Origin of the sequence: Thermoanaerobacter ethanolicus JW 200 (assembly GCF_003722315.1) — a bacterium.
In the GTDB taxonomy this organism is placed as follows: domain Bacteria; phylum Bacillota; class Thermoanaerobacteria; order Thermoanaerobacterales; family Thermoanaerobacteraceae; genus Thermoanaerobacter; species Thermoanaerobacter ethanolicus.
In genome coordinates, this window is sequence record NZ_CP033580.1 from 232,276 (window position 1) to 250,473 (window position 18,198).

At 34.9% G+C, this 18,198-nt stretch carries 13 protein-coding genes; 1 reads left to right on the forward strand and 12 read right to left on the reverse strand.

What is annotated here, in order from left to right; genetic code table 11:
- Positions 1-33: 33 nt before the first annotated feature.
- Positions 34-339, reverse strand: a complete 306-nt coding sequence (locus tag EB239_RS01240; protein ID WP_003870464.1) for a UPF0175 family protein — start codon at positions 337-339, stop codon at positions 34-36.
- A gap of 135 nt (positions 340-474) precedes the next feature.
- On the opposite strand from EB239_RS01240, the gene EB239_RS01245 reads away from it, so the two are divergent.
- Positions 475-1,293 carry a histidinol-phosphatase gene (locus tag EB239_RS01245; protein ID WP_003870465.1) on the forward strand — a complete coding sequence of 273 codons (819 nt, stop codon included), beginning with the start codon at positions 475-477 and terminating at the stop codon, positions 1,291-1,293.
- A gap of 37 nt (positions 1,294-1,330) precedes the next feature.
- Here the strand turns inward: EB239_RS01245 and EB239_RS01250 are convergent, their stop codons facing one another.
- From EB239_RS01250 to EB239_RS01300, 11 genes are all read right to left on the reverse strand, one after another.
- Entirely contained in the window at positions 1,331-1,489 is a 159-nt protein-coding gene (locus EB239_RS01250) for a type II toxin-antitoxin system RelE family toxin (protein WP_003870466.1), read from the reverse strand.
- A gap of 121 nt (positions 1,490-1,610) precedes the next feature.
- Complete coding sequence (locus EB239_RS14825; RefSeq protein ID WP_003870467.1) at positions 1,611-1,733, reverse strand: hypothetical protein; 123 nt, start codon at positions 1,731-1,733, stop codon at positions 1,611-1,613.
- 74 nt (positions 1,734-1,807) lie between these two features.
- Complete coding sequence (serA, locus tag EB239_RS01260; protein WP_003870468.1) at positions 1,808-3,409, reverse strand: phosphoglycerate dehydrogenase; 1,602 nt, start codon at positions 3,407-3,409, stop codon at positions 1,808-1,810.
- Between the two features lie 13 nt (positions 3,410-3,422).
- Entirely contained in the window at positions 3,423-4,505 is a 1,083-nt protein-coding gene (locus tag EB239_RS01265; protein WP_003870469.1) for a pyridoxal-phosphate-dependent aminotransferase family protein, read from the reverse strand.
- Between the two features lie 148 nt (positions 4,506-4,653).
- Complete coding sequence (locus EB239_RS01270; protein ID WP_318261421.1) at positions 4,654-6,198, reverse strand: IS1182 family transposase; 1,545 nt, start codon at positions 6,196-6,198, stop codon at positions 4,654-4,656.
- Between the two features lie 124 nt (positions 6,199-6,322).
- Entirely contained in the window at positions 6,323-12,280 is a 5,958-nt protein-coding gene (locus tag EB239_RS01275) for a S8 family serine peptidase (RefSeq protein ID WP_129545073.1), read from the reverse strand.
- Positions 12,281-12,677: 397 nt separating this feature from the next.
- Positions 12,678-14,051, reverse strand: a complete 1,374-nt coding sequence (locus tag EB239_RS01280; protein WP_003871330.1) for a S41 family peptidase — start codon at positions 14,049-14,051, stop codon at positions 12,678-12,680.
- A gap of 116 nt (positions 14,052-14,167) precedes the next feature.
- Positions 14,168-15,094: a homoserine kinase gene (thrB, locus tag EB239_RS01285; protein ID WP_003871329.1), complete on the reverse strand. Its 927-nt coding sequence runs from the start codon at positions 15,092-15,094 to the stop codon at positions 14,168-14,170.
- Positions 15,084-16,139: a threonine synthase gene (gene thrC, locus EB239_RS01290; protein ID WP_003871328.1), complete on the reverse strand. Its 1,056-nt coding sequence runs from the start codon at positions 16,137-16,139 to the stop codon at positions 15,084-15,086. Before thrC ends, thrB begins: the two co-directional genes overlap by 11 nt.
- Positions 16,140-16,142: 3 nt before the next feature.
- Complete coding sequence (locus tag EB239_RS01295) at positions 16,143-17,399, reverse strand: homoserine dehydrogenase (protein ID WP_003871327.1); 1,257 nt, start codon at positions 17,397-17,399, stop codon at positions 16,143-16,145.
- Between the two features lie 11 nt (positions 17,400-17,410).
- Positions 17,411-17,851, reverse strand: coding sequence for an ACT domain-containing protein (locus tag EB239_RS01300; RefSeq protein WP_003871326.1), 441 nt, complete (start codon positions 17,849-17,851; stop codon positions 17,411-17,413).
- Positions 17,852-18,198 lie beyond the last annotated feature (347 nt).

Consider the following 18,198-nt stretch of genomic DNA (forward strand, 5'->3'; position numbering starts at 1 on the left):
ATATAGGATTTTAAAGTGATTGTAAAGAGTGCATTATTGCTTTTTATTAATTCTAATAAGCTCCTTATATTTTTCTATTGCTTGTAGATCCATTTCGTAATCTTCTTCAGTATAATTTATAACCGGAATTCCATTATTGTTTAATAACTTCATAAAATCAACTAAATTATAACCTGCTAATTCTGCAGCTCTTCCTAAGCTTATTACTTTTTCCACATATAGGCCAATTGCAAGAGCTTCTCTTAATATTTTATCCGATTTTACAAAAGAAGAAAATGCATTTATTTCTGTAAACAATTGTATAGGTATTTTTAACTCTATAGTTTTTTGTTCCTCCATAAATTAATCACCTCACAAATTAAATCAATCACTTTAAATTATTATAACACAAATTGCATTAGTTTTTGCAAAATATTATAATGTTGTAAGATATTAAAATCTCAAAACTTTATCTTATTGAAAAGGAGGAAAAATATGGCTGCAGATTATCACGTCCACATAGAAAACGGCCCTTATACTATAGAATGGCTTAAGAAGTTTATAGATTCTGGTTTAAGTAAAGGTCTGGTTGAGATTGGCATTTCTGAACACGGACATAGATTTAAAGAAGGATATAGCGCTTATAAAAGTGACGGTTTCAGAGGAGAATGGATAAAAAGTTACATGGACCAAAGCATTTCTAATTATGTTGAATTGATAAAGGAAGCAAAAGCAATGGGACTACCTGTAAAATTAGGTATAGAGGCAGACTACTTCCCCGGAAAAGAAAAAGAATTGAAAGAATTTCTTGAACCTTATCCATGGGATTATGTTATAGGGTCTGTTCATTGGATTGAAGATTGGGGAATAGACCTTGAAGAATCTATAGAAGAGTGGAAAAGTCGTGATACTGATGAGGTTTATCTTGAGTATTTTAATATAATTGAAAAAATGGCTAAAACAGGTCTCTTCGATATTATAGGGCATATTGACCTTGTAAAAATTTTTGGATTTAGGGCAAAGCCTTATACTTTTGATAAAATAAGGCAAAATATTGAGGAAATCTCTAAAACAGGTATAGTAATTGAAGTTTCTACGGCAGGGCTTAGAAAACCCGTAGGAGAAATCTATCCTTCAAAAGAAATAATGGGAATGATCAAGAAATATAATATACCTATTGTAGTAAATTCTGATGCCCATAATCCTTACGATGTGGCAAGAGATTTTGACAAAGCTTATGCTTATGTAAAATCATACGGGATAAATACTCTTTATTATTTTGAAGGGAGAAAAAAACTACCCTATAATATCTAAAAGGAGCAAGAAAGACCTTGCTCCTTTTTCATTTTATTTATTTATATATATCTCCTCTTGTATCAAAAGCTTTCACTTTAATAGCAAAATCTACGTTGTCAATCTCAAAAATCAATCTATAGTCTCCAACTCTTAACCTATATAAACGCTCCTTTTTAGATGTTTTTAGTTTTTTTATATCTCCCTCAAAAGGCAACTTACTGCCTTCTTTGCTTCTTCTAAAGTTATATATTCTCCCTCGCTTTCTTTTAACAATTTTTCCTCTTCATGGGTCATTTGTTCTACTTCTAAAGATTTATCCCAATCGTTAAATTTTTTTATAAGCTCTTTCTTTTTTTCTCTTTAAGATACTCAGCAAAGTCAATCGCTTCAGCAATTTCCTTCTCCGTTAAAGAATCTATAATTTCATTTAATTTTTTTATCATGCTACTATTTTGCATTTTTATCACCTTAATAAAATTTACTTTACATATATTATATCATCTTTACAATATTCTGACAACAATCCATATCTCTATATCAATCCTTTAACTGCTCTTGCTTTTATTATGCTATTTAATTTATTTAGAGACTCTACTGCTTCATCAGGGATTTCTTTGTCTGTGCTTACAATCATTAATGCTGTTCCATCATTTTTATTTGGGCTTACTTGCATGGTAGAGATGTTTATGCCAAAGTCTCCTAACACATTCCCTATGTGACCTATAACCCCTGGTATGTCTTTATTCTTGACAAATAGCATATACTCCGTAGGTTCAAAATTTACTTTATGTCCCATATACTCTACAATCCTCACTTCTTCTCCGTATGTGGTTCCTGCAAATTGTGTTGTTTTGCCATTGGTATCTGTAATCTTGAGAATGATAAGGCTTGAATAGTGGTTTATTTCTTCGATTTTACCCTCTACAACTTCTATTCCCATTTCTTTTGCCCTTAATTTTGCATTTACAACACTTACATCCTCCTCTAATACAGGCTTTAAAAAGCCTTTAAGAGCATAGAGAGTAACAATATCTGTATTAGTTTTCGAAATTTCTCCTCTATATATCACTTCAACTAATCTAACAGGAGTATCATTTATTTGATAATAAAATGCTCCCATGGCTTCAGCCAATTTCATATAAGGTTTGAGCTGTGAAAATTCGTCGGATTTTACCCCGGGTAAATTTACTATATTTCCGTACAGATTACCGTTTAAAGCCGAGATTACTTCTTGCGCAATGGATATACCTATGTTTTCTTGCGCTTCATAAGTTGAAGCTCCAATATGAGGCGTAAAAACGACATTTGGCAGTTCAAGAAGTGGATTGTTAAAATCTTGTCGTTCTACATTATATTTGGGTTCTACTTCAAGAACGTCTAATCCTGCTGCCGCTACAATGCCCTCTTTAATGGCATTGTAAAGGGCTTTTTCATCAATGATGCCTCCTCGTGCGACATTTACTATTCTAACTCCCTTTTTCATTTTTTTGAACTCTTTTTCGCTGAGCATTTTTTTGGTCTCTTCCGTTTTCGGGAGGTGAATTGTTATAAAGTCTGATTGCTGAAGCAATTCATCTAAAGTAACTTTTTCCACACCGTATTTTTCAAAACGGCTATCAGGCATATAAGGGTCGTAAGCAATTACTCTCATGTTGAATGCTGCCAACCTTGCAGCAACAAGGGAACCGATTCGACCCAAACCTATTATGCCTACAGTTTTTCCGTTCAATTCAACGCCTTTGAATTTATCCCTTCTAAAGTCTCCATTAAGGCCAGCATGATATGCCTGTGGTATATTTCTGGCTATAGCCAGCATAAGACCAATGGTCAATTCCGCGGCAGCAACGATATTTCCAGCAGGAGTATTTACAACAAGGATTCCTTTTTCAGTAGCTGCTGTTACATCAATGTTGTCAACGCCATTTCCCGCACGACCTATGACTTTTAATCTTTCACCTTTTTCGATGAGTTCTCTATCCACTTTTGTAGCACTTCTAACAATAATAGCATCATAATTTTTAATAATTTCTAAAAGCTCATCTCTTGAAATATTAGTTTTCACGTCTACGTCAGCGTGTTTTTTTAGATATTCAATGCCATTTTCTGATATTTTCTCTGTGACAATTATCCTCAAGTTATATCCCTCCTTACCCCTCTATTGCGTCTTTCAACGCCTCAAGAGTTTTAATAAGCATTTCTTCAGTCACATAACCCATATGACCTATTCTTATAATTTTCCCTTTTAAAGGTCCTTGTCCTCCTGTTATCAATACCCCATGTTTTTCTTTCATATAGTTTATAATTTCTGATGCTTTGTATTTTTCAGGAACTTTTATGGCAGTTATTAAATCAGAAGCTGTGTCTTCTTCCGGCAGTAGCTCTAATCCTAGGCTCTTTACGTATTCTCTCACTCTTTTTCCATAGTCGGCTTGCCTTTTGTATACATTATCCAGTCCCATTTCTAAAAGCATATTTGTCGCTTTTGCTACAGCCATTATTATGGAAACAGCAGGAGTAGCAGGAGTATCGGGGTTGGGCTTTAAAACGCCTTCTCTTGCTTTTTTTAAGTTAAAATAATATTTTGGAAGATTAGAAGTTTCAGCCATTTTCCATGCTCTTTCACTTAAAGCAACAAAGCTAAGTCCAGGAGGCGACATAAGGCATTTTTGAGAACAGGTTATTACTGCATCAATACCCCATTCGTCCATTTCAAGTGGTATACCGCCTAAAGAGCTTACAGCATCAACGACAATTGCCACCCCGTATTTATTAGCAATTTTTGCAATTTCTTTTACATTATTTGTAACTCCTGTAGAAGTTTCATTATGAGTGACTAAAAGGGCTTTGTAATTACCATTTCTTAATTTGTCTTCTAATACGTTAAGGTCTACGGCGTTTCCCCAGCCAAAGTCTTGAAGTTCTGCATCAAGGCCATAAGCTTTTGCTATATCATAAAACCTTTCTCCAAAGTAACCTATACTGGCTACTAATACTTTATCACCGGTGGAAAAAAAATTCGCAATGACAGCTTCCATTCCACCTGTTCCTGATGAGGTCAAAGTTATAACTTCATTTTTAGTTTTAAATATTTCTTTTAAATTTCTATTGAGATTAGAAAATAATTCATAAAATTCTTCCGTTCTATGGTGTAATGGCTGTGCACCAGCAACTTTTTTTACCTCTTCCGGTACCATTGTAGGCCCCGGTGTCATCAATGTCATCTCTTTCATCTTATCACTCCCTGTTACTAGATATATATTTAATATGATAAATCAATAAAGTAAAAAATGCAATAGCAAAAAATACATTTGTCCACGCAAAGTGGACATTGTTAAAAAAATATCGATTACTGATATGCAAAAATGAAAAAATATATTATCACGAAAGGTAAGAATTATTAAAAATTATCCATAATAATAAAATAAAAAGAAAGCGCCCGTTAGGGCGCATCAGTTTGTTGACAAAGCAAAATTTAAGCCCCTGTTTTCCTATTTCCGAAAACAGGGGCTGTATGTATCTGGATAAAATTTTCTTTAAAACTCCAAATAATGGATAAAAATTCAAAGTACCCAAAGGGCTCTTGCCCCTCCTCCATAACCATGTTGCCATTTTCTTTAAATTCATGGCAGCAAAAACAAGCATCGCTTGCATGGACAGTTTTTCTTTTCCTCTTAATGTTGTCCATCGCAAACCATGCTTCTCTTTCATATCAGCAAATACTCTCTCTATTGTCTCTTTCCTTCTTTCATATACTTCCTTACAATAAGGTGTATGCCTTAGGTGTTCTGCTTCTTCTACATATCCTTCCCATATGTGCCTGAATATCCTCTTTGTGTAGTCTTTACTTTGGGTACACTTTTCTCTTAAAGGACAATTTTTACATTTTTCTGGATTTGATTTGTACTCTCTATATCCTTCTCTATTGGTTGTAACATATGTTAATATTTCATTTTGTGGGCATATGTAACAGTCATAATATTCATCGTATACGTACTGCTGCTTTTTCATGAAACCATCTTTTGTCATTGGTCTTGTATACGGCACTGCTGGTATTATTTCTTTATCAAATATTGTCTTTAATATGTACGGATTTTTATAGCCTGCGTCTACTGCTATTGCTTTCGGTTTTCCTACTCTCTTTTCAACTTCTTCTAATACTTCTTGAAACATTACACTGTCGTGGACATTTGCAGCTGTTACTTTTACTCCTAATACAAATCCATTTTTATCGCAGGCTGTATGAAAAGAATATGCAAAACATTTTTCTTTTCCGTTTTTGTTTAACATTCCGCTATCTGGGTCTGTTTTGCTTACTTTCACTTCTTTCGTCTTTATTTTCTTGATTTTCTTTAATGGCTTTTTGCCATGAGCTTCTCTATCTTTGTTTATTTCTTCTTCTAGTTTTTCTTGATAAGTCCTGGCTTCTTGTTCTACTATTTCTTTGGTGTATTTCTTCTTGTTGGCACTTGCTTTTACATGGGTTGAATCTATGAATACTTCCTCCGCATTTACTAGCCCATGCCTTATTGCTTCTTCTAAAATCTTCGTAAATATTTTCTCAAATATGTCTGTCCCTTTGAATCTTCTTATGTAGTTCTGGCTAAATGTTGAAAAATGAGGTATTTCTTCTGTTAGCCCATACCCTAAAAACCACCTATATGCCACATTTGTTTTTATCTCTGATATTGTCCTCCTTATTGAGGGTATGCCAAAAAGATACTGAATAAACAGGATTTTTATTAATACTACTGGATCTATGCTTGGTCTGCCGTGATCTTCGGAATATTTGTCTTTTACTAAATCATATATGAAACTAAAATCTATAACTCTTTCTATCTTCCTTAAAAGGTGATCTTTTGGAACTAACTGATCTATGCTTACAAATTCTATTTGATGTCTGGCATCCTGTTTCTTTGATAACATCTTTCTTCTCCTCTCCTCTTTTGCTTCATAAAAAAACAAGGAACCCTTCTCATAATAACGGGTTCCCGATATTTTGTCAACAGTCTGAAGCGCCCGTTAGGGCGCATTTTTCTTTAGCTCCATCTTATATGTTTCCTGTTTTCTCTAAAATTCTGTAAAGCATAGCTGCTGCCTCTGCTCTTGTAGCGTTGTCTTTTGGCTTGAAAGTGTTATCTTCATATCCTCTTACTATTCCAAGTTTTACTGCATTCGCTACTACATTCTTTGCCCATTCGCTTATCTTGTTGTTATCACTGAAAGTGGTATTCCCTATACTGTCCTCTTTGTACTCTGCAAGCTTTCCGTATACCCTCATTATTACTGCTGTCATCTCTTCTCTTGTTATTGGGTCATCCGGCCTCATATTCTTGCCGTCTCCTAACATTATCCCTGCTTTGTATGCTGCTTCTATTGCGTTAGCATACCATGTTCCTTCTTTTACGTCATTGAATTCTCCTTTGTATGGCTCTTCTTCTATTCCTAATGCCCTTATCATTAATGCTGCAAATTCTGCTCTTGTTATTTTTGCGTTCGGTACAAATGTTTCACTGTCTACTCCTTTTATTATGTGCCTTGATGCAAGGACATTTACTACGTCATATGCCCAATTGTCTTTTGTTACGTCTTTGAATTCTTTGTTGTATTCAAAGACTTCATAGGTTGAGAAGTGTTTGGCTTCAAAGGTTATTGTGTTTGTTCCTTTGTCAATTTTTCCTCCTACGTATTCCCATTGATTTGTCTTCTCGTTTAAGTAGTATACTCCTATTTTTCTTATGTCTTTTCCACCTTTTATGTTAAATGTCATTTTTACTGGTGACCCTATTTTTATGTCTTTGTCTCCTGCTTTTATTGTTATGTCATAGGCGCTTGTTATTGGCTCGAAAGATGATGCGGTTATTTTGCCTTTGTTGTGTATGTTAAGTTTTATTGTTCCTGCTTTGTTTATGAGGTCAATTGCTTCTTGTGATACTCCCAAAGTTTTTGCATCAAATTGAAGAGCTACTTCGTCTGATTTTACTACTACGTTTTTGTTGTTCTCTGCTATTAAATTAAGTACAGTTACAGGTATTTCTAATGCTTTTTGAGGTGTAGTTCCTATATTTGTTAAGTCAAATTGTATTTCTTTCTTTGAAGTGTCTTTTATGTCTTTTGCCACTTTGTTTTCGTCTACTGTAAGTGTTGTTGTGTTATTTTCTACAACTACTTTGCCTTGTGATACTTCTTGAGTTGGCTTTGCTGTTTCTTCAGTGCTTGCAGGTGGAGTCACTGGGGGTATAATAGGTGTAATACCTACGCCTCCGCCAGAAGAAGGTACTTCTTTTACTGTAACATTGACAGATGTAGTTTTGTCGTCATAACTTATTTCAATTGTGGTACTGCCTGCTTTAACCCCTTTAACAAGCCCTTGGTTTACTGTAATTATATTTGGATCAAAATTATATTTAGCATCTTTTGTCACGTCTTTTGTTGTGCCATCAGAATAGTTTGCTGTAACTTCTATTTGTGTAGTTTCTCCCACTTTTATTTCAATAGAAGAAGGTTGAACTTGTATATTTTCAAGAACTGGGTCTGTTACTGTAATTGGAACATTTAACGCACTATTGTTATACACGGCAGTAAGCACAGTGCTTCCTTTAGAAAGGCCTTTTACAACTCCCATAGTGTAGTCAGCAATAAGCGGATTTGCAATTATAAATTTAGTGTAATTTGTCACATCTACTTGACTGCCATCTGAGAAATGATTATAAACTGCAATTGGCATTGCTTTGCCTGCTGGAACTGTTATTGATGGCGGGTCAACACTTATCCCCAATGGTACAGCTTCTGAAACTACAACTTTTATATCAACAGATTTACTATCATATGTGGCAGTTATTGTAGTCTCACCTGGATTCATTCCAACTACAATTCCATTACCCTCTACTTTTGCAATGTCCCCATATACAGATTCAAACACTGCTTTATCTGTTATATCTTTTGTTGTACCGTCTGTATATATTGCATTAACGGTTATTTTGCCTGTTCCCCCAACCGGTATATAAAGTGGATTTGGATTAGCATTAAGTGAGTCAAGCGTGACTTTTGCAAGTTGTATTGTCTTTTGTGTTCCATTGTAGGTTATTGTAACGTAATTTTGTATATCTGAAGTATACACATTTGCAGCTACTGTAACTTCGGCTTTATTTGTTGCCACATCTACTGCACTTATCGAAATGATATTATTTCCCACGTTAAGAGGTACTCTGGCAATAAAGTTATCATTAAATGTTGTGTAATCATCAGCTTCTTTGTTAAGTATATTGTTGCCATTGATAAACAGTTTGTATCCAAATCCTGTATCGTACACATTGCCTGCTACTGTAAGGCTTACTCCTTCAGGTGAAATAAAGCCTTTGAAATTATCTACATTTAAAGTAATTTCGGGTTTTGTAGTATCTATATAAATGGGTATTGCAAATTCTGTCTTGTGTTCATATGTTGAAGGGTCGTCTGCATTATACAAATTATCAAATGCAAGGAATTTTATCTCTTTCTTTCCATCACTGTAAAAATGTATTGTCGTTGAGAAAGTATTGTCTGGATTGACCGTTACTTTTTCATCATTAATATAGAGTTCACCCATAAATGTCGTCTCATCTTCTATGGTTCCTGAAACAACAATATCTCTTGTATTAAATATTTGTGCTACTTGAGGTTCTTTTACAGTAATTACAGGTCCAAAATTGTCTTTTATTTCTTGGTTAAATGCAATACATTCATTCTTTGGTGTTATATCAGAAATATTTCCTGCATAGTCTACACCAAGTACAGCAATAAATGTATAGCGGTTTGGAAGAGGGACTTCTGCTGAAACAGCATCACTTGGCAGTGATTTTGCTTCAATATTTGTGACATTAAGTGTCACAGGGTCAATTTTCCCCGTAACTAGAATATAGGACTCTATACCCGAACCTTTATCACTACCTGCCCACGCCATTGTTGCTTTTCCGTTTGAAATGTAATTTTCGTTTAAATATCCATATTGATCGACATAGCCATCATTTATCATAACTTCAGGCAATATTGTATCGACTTTAACAGGCATTTGAAGAACTTGGGTTCTAGCATTCGGATAATCTATCTTAGATTCAAAGCGCATATAATATTGTCCATCAGGAACTGCTTCAAATTCTCCTGTCGCAGGGTTAAATGCTTTGCCGTCCCATATCCAAGAATCAGAAATCTGAGCTTTGGATGTCTCTGCTACGTTCTTTCTTAAATATTCCTCTTGGGATATTTCTCTTATTACATTTCCATTGCTGTCTACAACGCTTACTTTAAATTCTCTTGCATTTCTCATAAATGAAAGCACTGGCTGTGCAAAATCAAATACACCATCGTTATTAGGAGATATGGCAATTGTAGATGGATCAGTTTTTTCTTCCTCGCGTCCCAAGTTACCTAAGAAATACAAATCTTCATCTATAACTCCTGCCATACCTGTAAGTCCATAATAAGTGTCATCTTCCCAAAGAGGTGAATCTATAATTCTCGGTTCATCCCAACTTCCATAAAAAGCTATATAAGGTACGCTTAGTTTGGGAAGATTGCTATCTTCTGGAATAAAGCTTAAAAATCCTTCCGCAAAAATATTTTGTGGAGCATTTTGAGGAATTATCAATGTAACATTGACAGTCGCTTGTCCGTTCGCAGGCACTGTCACAGTATCTTTATCAAATTTAACTGTCGCCCCTGTAAGGGTTGTTGTTTCAGCAAAGTTAAATCCCCAAAGAACATAATCTGTCAAAACTCCATACTCGTCCTTTAAGGTATACGTAACATCACTGTTGCTATGATTTTTAAGAGTCAAGGTAAAGGTCGCACTATTTCCAATACTGCCAAGGGCAATACCTGCTTTTCCATTTGCATCTGTAATTGTCACAGGTGTCTTGATTGCCTTATCTATTTGAATCATACCTGCCCCTTGTTGTCTCGGTGAATAAGGCTTAGGACTTCTTAAGATTTTACCTGTATAAAGAGCAGCATTGTCGTTTGTATCAATTATAACTTTGGCTGTATTCATAGCCATTATTTTAGCCATTTCAACAAAGTCTCTGCCATCTTTGAAAGTTAATTCACCTTTAGATACTTTATCTTTAAGAGCTTCAGCAATTAACGCCATTGCACCTGCCACATGAGGTGATGACATAGATGTACCGCTCATCAAACCGTAGGAATCTTTGTTAAGTGTTGAATATATTCCACCGCCAGGTGCCATTATTTCCGGTTTAAAGTCAAAGCTTGGTGTAACGCCCCAGGATGAAAAGTCTGTTACATTGTCTCCCGGAGGAACTCCTAATTTATTTGTTCCTATAACACCATCAAATTTTACTGTGACTTTTTGCCCTTGATCTAACAAAGCTTTAATTGCAAGACCTGCATCTCTTAAAATAGACACAGAAGGAATTTTCGTACCTTCTCCTAATGCCATTGAAATTGTTCCTGTAGTATTATTGAAAATTACTGCAGCTACAGCACCAGCATTTTGTGCATTTATCGTCTTTGCGTTAAATGTAATAGAACCTCTTGAAATAAGGGCAACTTTACCTACTACATCTTTACCTTGAAAATCCTCGGGTCTACCTAATCCACAGTATACTACCTCATATTCTCCTTTCAAGACATCTGCAGGGTCAATAGGGTCATGGTCTGTAGGACTTCCTACAGAATATACTACTCTGTCAAAATCTTGTGGAGCAGGATTTACAGAAAAGCTTTTTCCTGTAAGTCCAGGATTTATAGAAGCAGCCACTTGAATAGCATCAAGCCACAATCCAGGCGAGCCGACAGTTCCTATATCTGGATCCATTGCATATGGATAAAATTCTGCGCTCGTCGAATAACTGGAGTTACCAGCTGAAACGACAACTATTACGCCATTGTCAACAGCATTTTTTATCGCCAGATGCTCAGGGTCATCTGGACGGACAAAACCTGCTGTTGAACCTAAGCTCATGTTTATGACATCTGCTCCAAAAGCGACTGCGTGGTCAATACCTGCTACTATATCGTCTGAAAAAGCAGATGCAAAATTAGGGTTATTTGAAAATACTTTTTCAGCTATAAGCTGCGCCTCAGGTGCAACGCCTTTAATATTGCCATTTGCTGCAACTATACCTGCAACGTGCTGTCCGTGCATTGACTGTGTAGCACCAATATCTATAATTTGATCATTGTTGTCTGCCCAGTTCCAACCAACCGGCACTTTATCTGTGAAATATTTATAAGGTTTTCCAGTTTCCTTCGCTATTTCTTCTACTTTTTCCTTTGTCAACTTCACTTTTGTGGGATCTGTAATCTTCATATCTTGATGTCTATAGTCTATTCCTGTATCAATTATAGCAACAACCATTCCTTCACCTTTATATCCCAAGTCATTCCACACGGTTGGTGCATTTGTTGAATAGATTGCTGTTGTCATGTCAAGGAAATACTCATTTACAATTCTTACATCTTTTACTCCAGGCAATGTTTTAATTTTTTCTATGTCTTTAACTTTTACCTCGCCACTTATGCCATTCAAAACAGTTTTATATGTATGTCTTGGTTTAAAATTGAAATTTTTGCTCAATACGCTTTTTAATTGAGTTTGTTCTTGAGTAATTTTGTTTAAAACAGTCGTTTTTTCATTTTGCGTCAAAGTTTTGAGAGTCTTGTTAGACTTTAATGCAAAAGAAGCAAGACTATCCTTTTCTAATTCCACAATAACTCGTACAGTTTCATCAGGATTATATTTTTCAATCTCTTGCTTGGAACCATCTCTTAAATTTTGCATCTCTTCTCCAAATTGTTCCACAACTTTTGACTTGCTTTGATAGGGTTTAGCAGTTTCTTTAAAATTATCTTTAGCAATCTGTTTTACAAGATTATAATCGATTTTTAGCGAATCTAACGTAAGTTTTGGGTTATCTGATGATGGCATTTGTTGAGAATAACCAAAAGAGCTAAAAGCACTAAATACCAATGTAAATGCAATCAGAAAAACTAAAAACCTTTTACCCATAAAATCTTAACCCCCTTGTTTTTCATCTTCCTTATGTTTCGACAAAAAGATACAATTTTCTCCCCTTCATCCCCCCATTTTATGAAATATCTATAATCCAAGGGAATAAACCCTTAGATAGCATATGTTTAATAATTATAAATAAAATTTGTAATTATTGTTGAATTTGAGACATTTTATTTAAAATATAATATACTAATCCTTTGTATATCTTTTGCTTGGCTATTTGAATGATTACTATTTAATGTTGCATAAATTTCATATTCAATATTATTCTACATAAATTACATTTTTCCTTCTCTGGAAAAATAAAATTTTTTATTTATAAAACACACTCTTTGCAAGAAATTATTCATTTTATAAAATTAAGAAAGCTACATGCAAAGCATGTAGCTTGTTACATTTTCTTTAGCACTTCTATTGCCTTATCTAATTGAATATCCTTATTGTTTAATTCTTCAAGCAGTTTAACCAATGCATCATAAGTGTTTTTATCAAAAACCCCTGTCGGAGTTAATCCCGCTTTCTTTTGCAGTTCTTTTACAGCGTTCGCCGTTTTAGGTCCAAAAATACCATCTTCTGGGCCCGCATTAAACTTCAATATATTTAAATTCTTCTGTAAAATTTTCACATCATTTCCTCTGGAACCTACCCTCAATGTGCCATTAAATTTAATTGAAGGAGTATATTGAGTATTTACCACATATATATCCGGTTTCAAGCCTTGTTTGTCAATATATCTGCCTGAAGGGAGTTTATACCTTGCAATTGTAAGCTTAAAACCACTTCCATCTGGCAATGGCACTACTGATTGGACAGTCCCTTTTCCAAAAGATTTTTCTCCCACTAATGTACCCGCTTTGGTATCCTGTATAGCCCCTGCTAATATTTCAGCTGCAGAAGCAGTATTGCCGTTAATTAAAACTGCTAATTTATACTTAGGATTATTGAGATAAGAATAATATATTTCATTTTCTCCATTTTTTGTCTCTACAGTCAATACAGCTCCTTTTGGAACAAAAAAGTTTGCAACGCTTACCGCCTCTGTAAGGAGTCCACCGGGATTATCTCTTAAATCAAGGACGATTTTATTTATGCCGTTATTATCCATATACGTGAGGGCATTTGCTATATTAGATGTGGTATTTTCATTAAATTCTCCTATTTTTATATACCCAACTCCATCGATTATTTTATAAGAAACTGGATTGACCCGAATTATTTGTCTCGTAAGCTCAAATTCTTTTATAGAACCTCCTACGTCAAAAGTGACCTTTACTTTTGTGCCTTCTTCTCCAATTATCATATTTACTACGTCGTTTATATTCATTCCCTCAACGCTTTTGTCGTTTACTGCTTTTATAATATAACCACTTTTGATTCCAGCTTTTTCAGCAGGCGAACCTTCTAAAACGGAAGTTACAACAATTTTTCCGTCCTTTTCAGTCAAGACCATTCCTGTCCCACTGAAAGTTCCGGAAGTATTTTTGGTAAAATCTTTAAACTCTTCTTTTGTAAAATATGTACTATATTCATCAAGGCTTGAAAAAATTCCTTTTAAAGCTGCTTCTTTGAGTTGATCGTACGTCACATCTCCAATGTAATTATCTGTTATATACTTCATAATGGAACCAATGTCTGCAAGGTTATCATAAAGTTGTTGATCTGTCGTGGTTTGCGTTGAAGATTCAGCAAAAACATGTACTGGAACAGTAAAAGCAAGACTTGCAGCAATTAAAAATGTCAAAATTAGCGTCAAAAATCTTTTCACAATATATACCTCCATTTCTAATATATTAAGTTATAATTTCTTCGCTACTACAGTTTAATTATATCACATTGGTTAATCATAAAAATTTATCACATAATAAAGTTTCAAAGGTTTCCCTATACTGATAGAGAAACCTTTGAAACTTGAGCACCGTTATTTTCACAATGGAGTTTATATACTCTATAATCTATCTCCATGCTAGTATACACACTTCCTACTCCTTCTACTACTGTATCTACCTTATCTTCCGAGCAAATAGCCATAATTGTAGGACCTGCTCCACTTAAAAAAGCAGAATAAGCACCTGCTTCTAAAGCTTTTTCAAAACAGGCATACATTTCAGGTATAAGTTTAGAGCGGTATTTTTGATGGAGCATATCTTGAGAGGCAATCTTTAACAAATCGTACCTTCCACTAAACAAAGCAGCTGTCAAAAGAGAAGACCTACCTGTATTGAATACAGCATCTTTAAAATCTACTTTTTTGGGCAATATACTCCTTGCTATTTCCGTCTTTAAAACTTTTTTTGGAGTAAAAGTGATAAATTTTAAATCATTTTCTAATTCTTTTTTTACATAATAAGTACTTACCCCGTCAAAAACAGTTATATTTAATCCACCATTTAGAGCAGGACCTACATTATCGGCGTGTCCTTCCATGGAAGCTGCAAGGTTTAAAATCTCTTGGGATGTTAAAATACCTCCTGCAAGTTCATTTGCTGCTAACATCCCACCAATTACCGCCGCCGCACTACTTCCAAGACCACTGCCTATGGGAATACCATTTCTTATCTCTATTTTTAATCCCTCATATTGTGTCTCAGTTTTTTCAAAAACTCTTTTAGCCGCTTTATAGACGAGATTATCCTCAGTTGTTTCTATTTCTTTATAGTCATCTCCTGAAACCTCTATCAAGAGCCCTTCTTCTATAAATCCCATAGAAATTTCTGTATACAAATTTAGTGCCACTCCTATGCAGTCAAAACCCGGTCCCAAATTTGCTGAAGAAGCGGGAATTCTCACTTTTACCATGTCACTCTCCATATAAAACTTCCTCCAATGCTTTTAGATTCGCCTCTATCGTTTTTATCTCTCCACCTAATTTAACAGCAGTATCTGGATCCTTTAATCCATTTCCCGTTAAAACACAAACAACAGATTCTCCTTCTTTAAAAAATCCTTCCTTGTATTTCTTAATAACCCCTGCAATAGAAGCTGCTGAAGCAGGCTCTGCAAAAATACCTTCCTTCTTGGCTAAGAGCGCATAAGCCTCCAGTATTTCTTCATCTGTAACTTTGTCAATGAGTCCACCCGACTCATCTCTCGCAGCGACAGCCTTTTCCCAGCTAGCAGGGTTACCTATTCGTATCGCTGTTGCAATAGTCTCAGGGTTTTCAATTACTCTGTTTTCAACTATAGGTGCAGCCCCAGCTGCCTGAAAACCTAACATTTTAGGAAGTTTCTTTATTTTCCCCGCATTATAATATTCTTTAAAGCCCATCCAATAAGCTGTTATATTCCCTGCATTCCCCACAGGAAGCGCAACATAGGAAGGAGCATCTTTAAGTTCGTCACATATTTCAAAAGAAGCTGTCTTTTGTCCTTCTAACCTATAAGGATTTATAGAATTCACCAGCGTTATGGGAAATTTTTTTGAAATCTCTCTAACTAACCTCAAAGCATCATCAAAGTTTCCATCTATAGCAATAACCTTAGCACCATAAGCAATGGCTTGAGCAAGCTTTCCTAAAGCAATTTTGCCGCCAGGTATAAGTACAATGCTCTTGAGCCCTGCCTTTGCTGCATAGGCGGCGGCAGAAGCGGAAGTATTCCCTGTTGAAGCGCACACAACTGCATTAGAACCCTCTTCTTTTGCCTGCGACACTGCTACAGTCATACCCCTGTCTTTAAAAGAGCCTGTTGGGTTTAACCCTTCGTATTTCAGATATATTTTTATGCCTGGAAAAAGTTTTTGAAGATTTACAGCCTCATAAATTGGTGTATTGCCTTCTTTTAATGTAACTATGTTTTCCTCTTTTATTTTAGGCATAAACTCTCTATAAGCTTTTATTAGGCCTTCCCACCCCATTGACTATTCCCCCTCTACTCTTATGACACTTTCTATACTTTCTACTTCCCTCAGATTTTGTATTTCTTCCAGGGCTTCAAATACTTTCCCTGTATTCGCGATATGAGTGATCAAAACAATCTCCGCAGTATCCCCTAAAACCCCTTTTTGTACTACCGACAAAAGACTTATTCCTTTGTCTCCTAATATACCAGTAATTTTGCTCATTACGCCAGGTTTATCAAAGGCTATGAGCCTTATATAATATTTGGATACAGTATCCACAATAGGAAGAAGGTCTGCATCTTCGCACCCATTTTGAATTACAATATGGTTTTTTACATCCATTATGTCCGCAACAACTGCACTGGCAGTAGGCATCATACCTGCACCTTGCCCATAAAACATAACTTCCCCTACTGCATTTCCATCAACTAAAATAGCGTTAAAGACCCCATTTACCCCGCTTAAAGGATTGTCTTTTTTTATCATGACAGGATGTACCCATGCTTCTAAACTGTCTCTTTCATCAATTTTTGCGTAAGCTATAAGTTTTACATTGTACCCCAATTCTTCTGCATATTTTATGTCAAATTTAGAAATAGACTTTATACCTTTTGTGTAAATTTTTTCAGGCAAAATGAATTTGTTAAAAGCTAAAGTGCATAGTATGGCAAGTTTTCTTGCCGCATCAAAACCTTCCACGTCATCTGTCGGATCTGCTTCTGCATAACCTTTTTGCTGAGCTTCCTTTAAAACTTCTTCAAAGTCTAAACCTTTTTCTTTCATTTCTGTCAATATATAATTTGTAGTTCCGTTTAATATTCCTTTGATTTCGTATATTTTATTTGCTGCAAGACATTGTTTTAATGGCCTGATGATGGGAATACCACCACCAACTGAGGCCTCATAGAGAAGACTAACTTTATTTTCTGTCGCAAGTTTTATTAGCTCTTTACCGTGAACTGCTATGACTTCTTTGTTGGCAGTGACGACGTGCTTACCACTTTTGAGAGCTTTTATAATATAATCCAGAGCGGGATGTTCTTTCCCCATCACTTCTACTACTACATCTATTTCTTCATCTTCTAAAATGTCATCTGCATTAAAAGTTATTTTTCCTTCTGCAAGGGGTGTCCTCTTTTTATTGGGGTCTTTCACAAGTATCTTTTTTATCTCGATTTTCTCCCCTATCTTTTTTTCAATGTTTTTGCCGTTTTGGTTGATTAAATGAACTACGCCTGTTCCAACTGTTCCAAGCCCCATTAGTCCTATTTTCATTCATATCCCCCTTATTCTCCTAAAATTTCTATTTTCCTAACTCCGTTTTGACTGGATAGTTTCTCAAGGAAATTTTCCAAACTCATTTCCATGTACTGGGTATCAATAGAAATAGTTACGCTCGCAACCCCCATCGAAGGTATACTTTGATTTATAGTAACAACATTGCACCTCGCATCTGCCACAACGTCAAGAATAGAAGAAAGCACTCCTGGCATATGCTCTAATACCATAGATAAAGTTATGATTTTCCCTTTGCTAAATTTAGAAAAAGGGAAAACATAATCTCTATACTTGTAAAAAGCACTGCGAGATATGCCTACTTGTTTTACTGCTTCATTGATGGTTTTCACTTTGCCCGATTCTAATAATTCTTTCACTTTTAAAGTCTTTTTAAGAGAGTCCGAAAGGATTTCTTCTCTTATTATATAGAGTTTCCCATCTTCTCCCATGAATTTCACCTCCACTGTTTTTGTTGCATAAACATTATTCCATATATAGAATACATATTATCACATTAAATTATAAAAATCAATAGCAGTTTACGTTTACTAAACAAAAAAGCAATTGACAGAAACTAAAAATATGCTCTATAATTAACTAATAACTGCATAAATTGTTTGTTAAATTGCGTGTTTCTCCGCTTTTTAAAATAATTATTTAGTCAATTTTGCAATTTATTAGTTTTAAATTTGCAATTTTTTCTTTAACCAGTATTTTGAAAAGAATGTTGAATATATTATTGTTTTGTTTTAATATAATAGTAAAGTAATATATTATCACTTTAAAGTTTTAAATT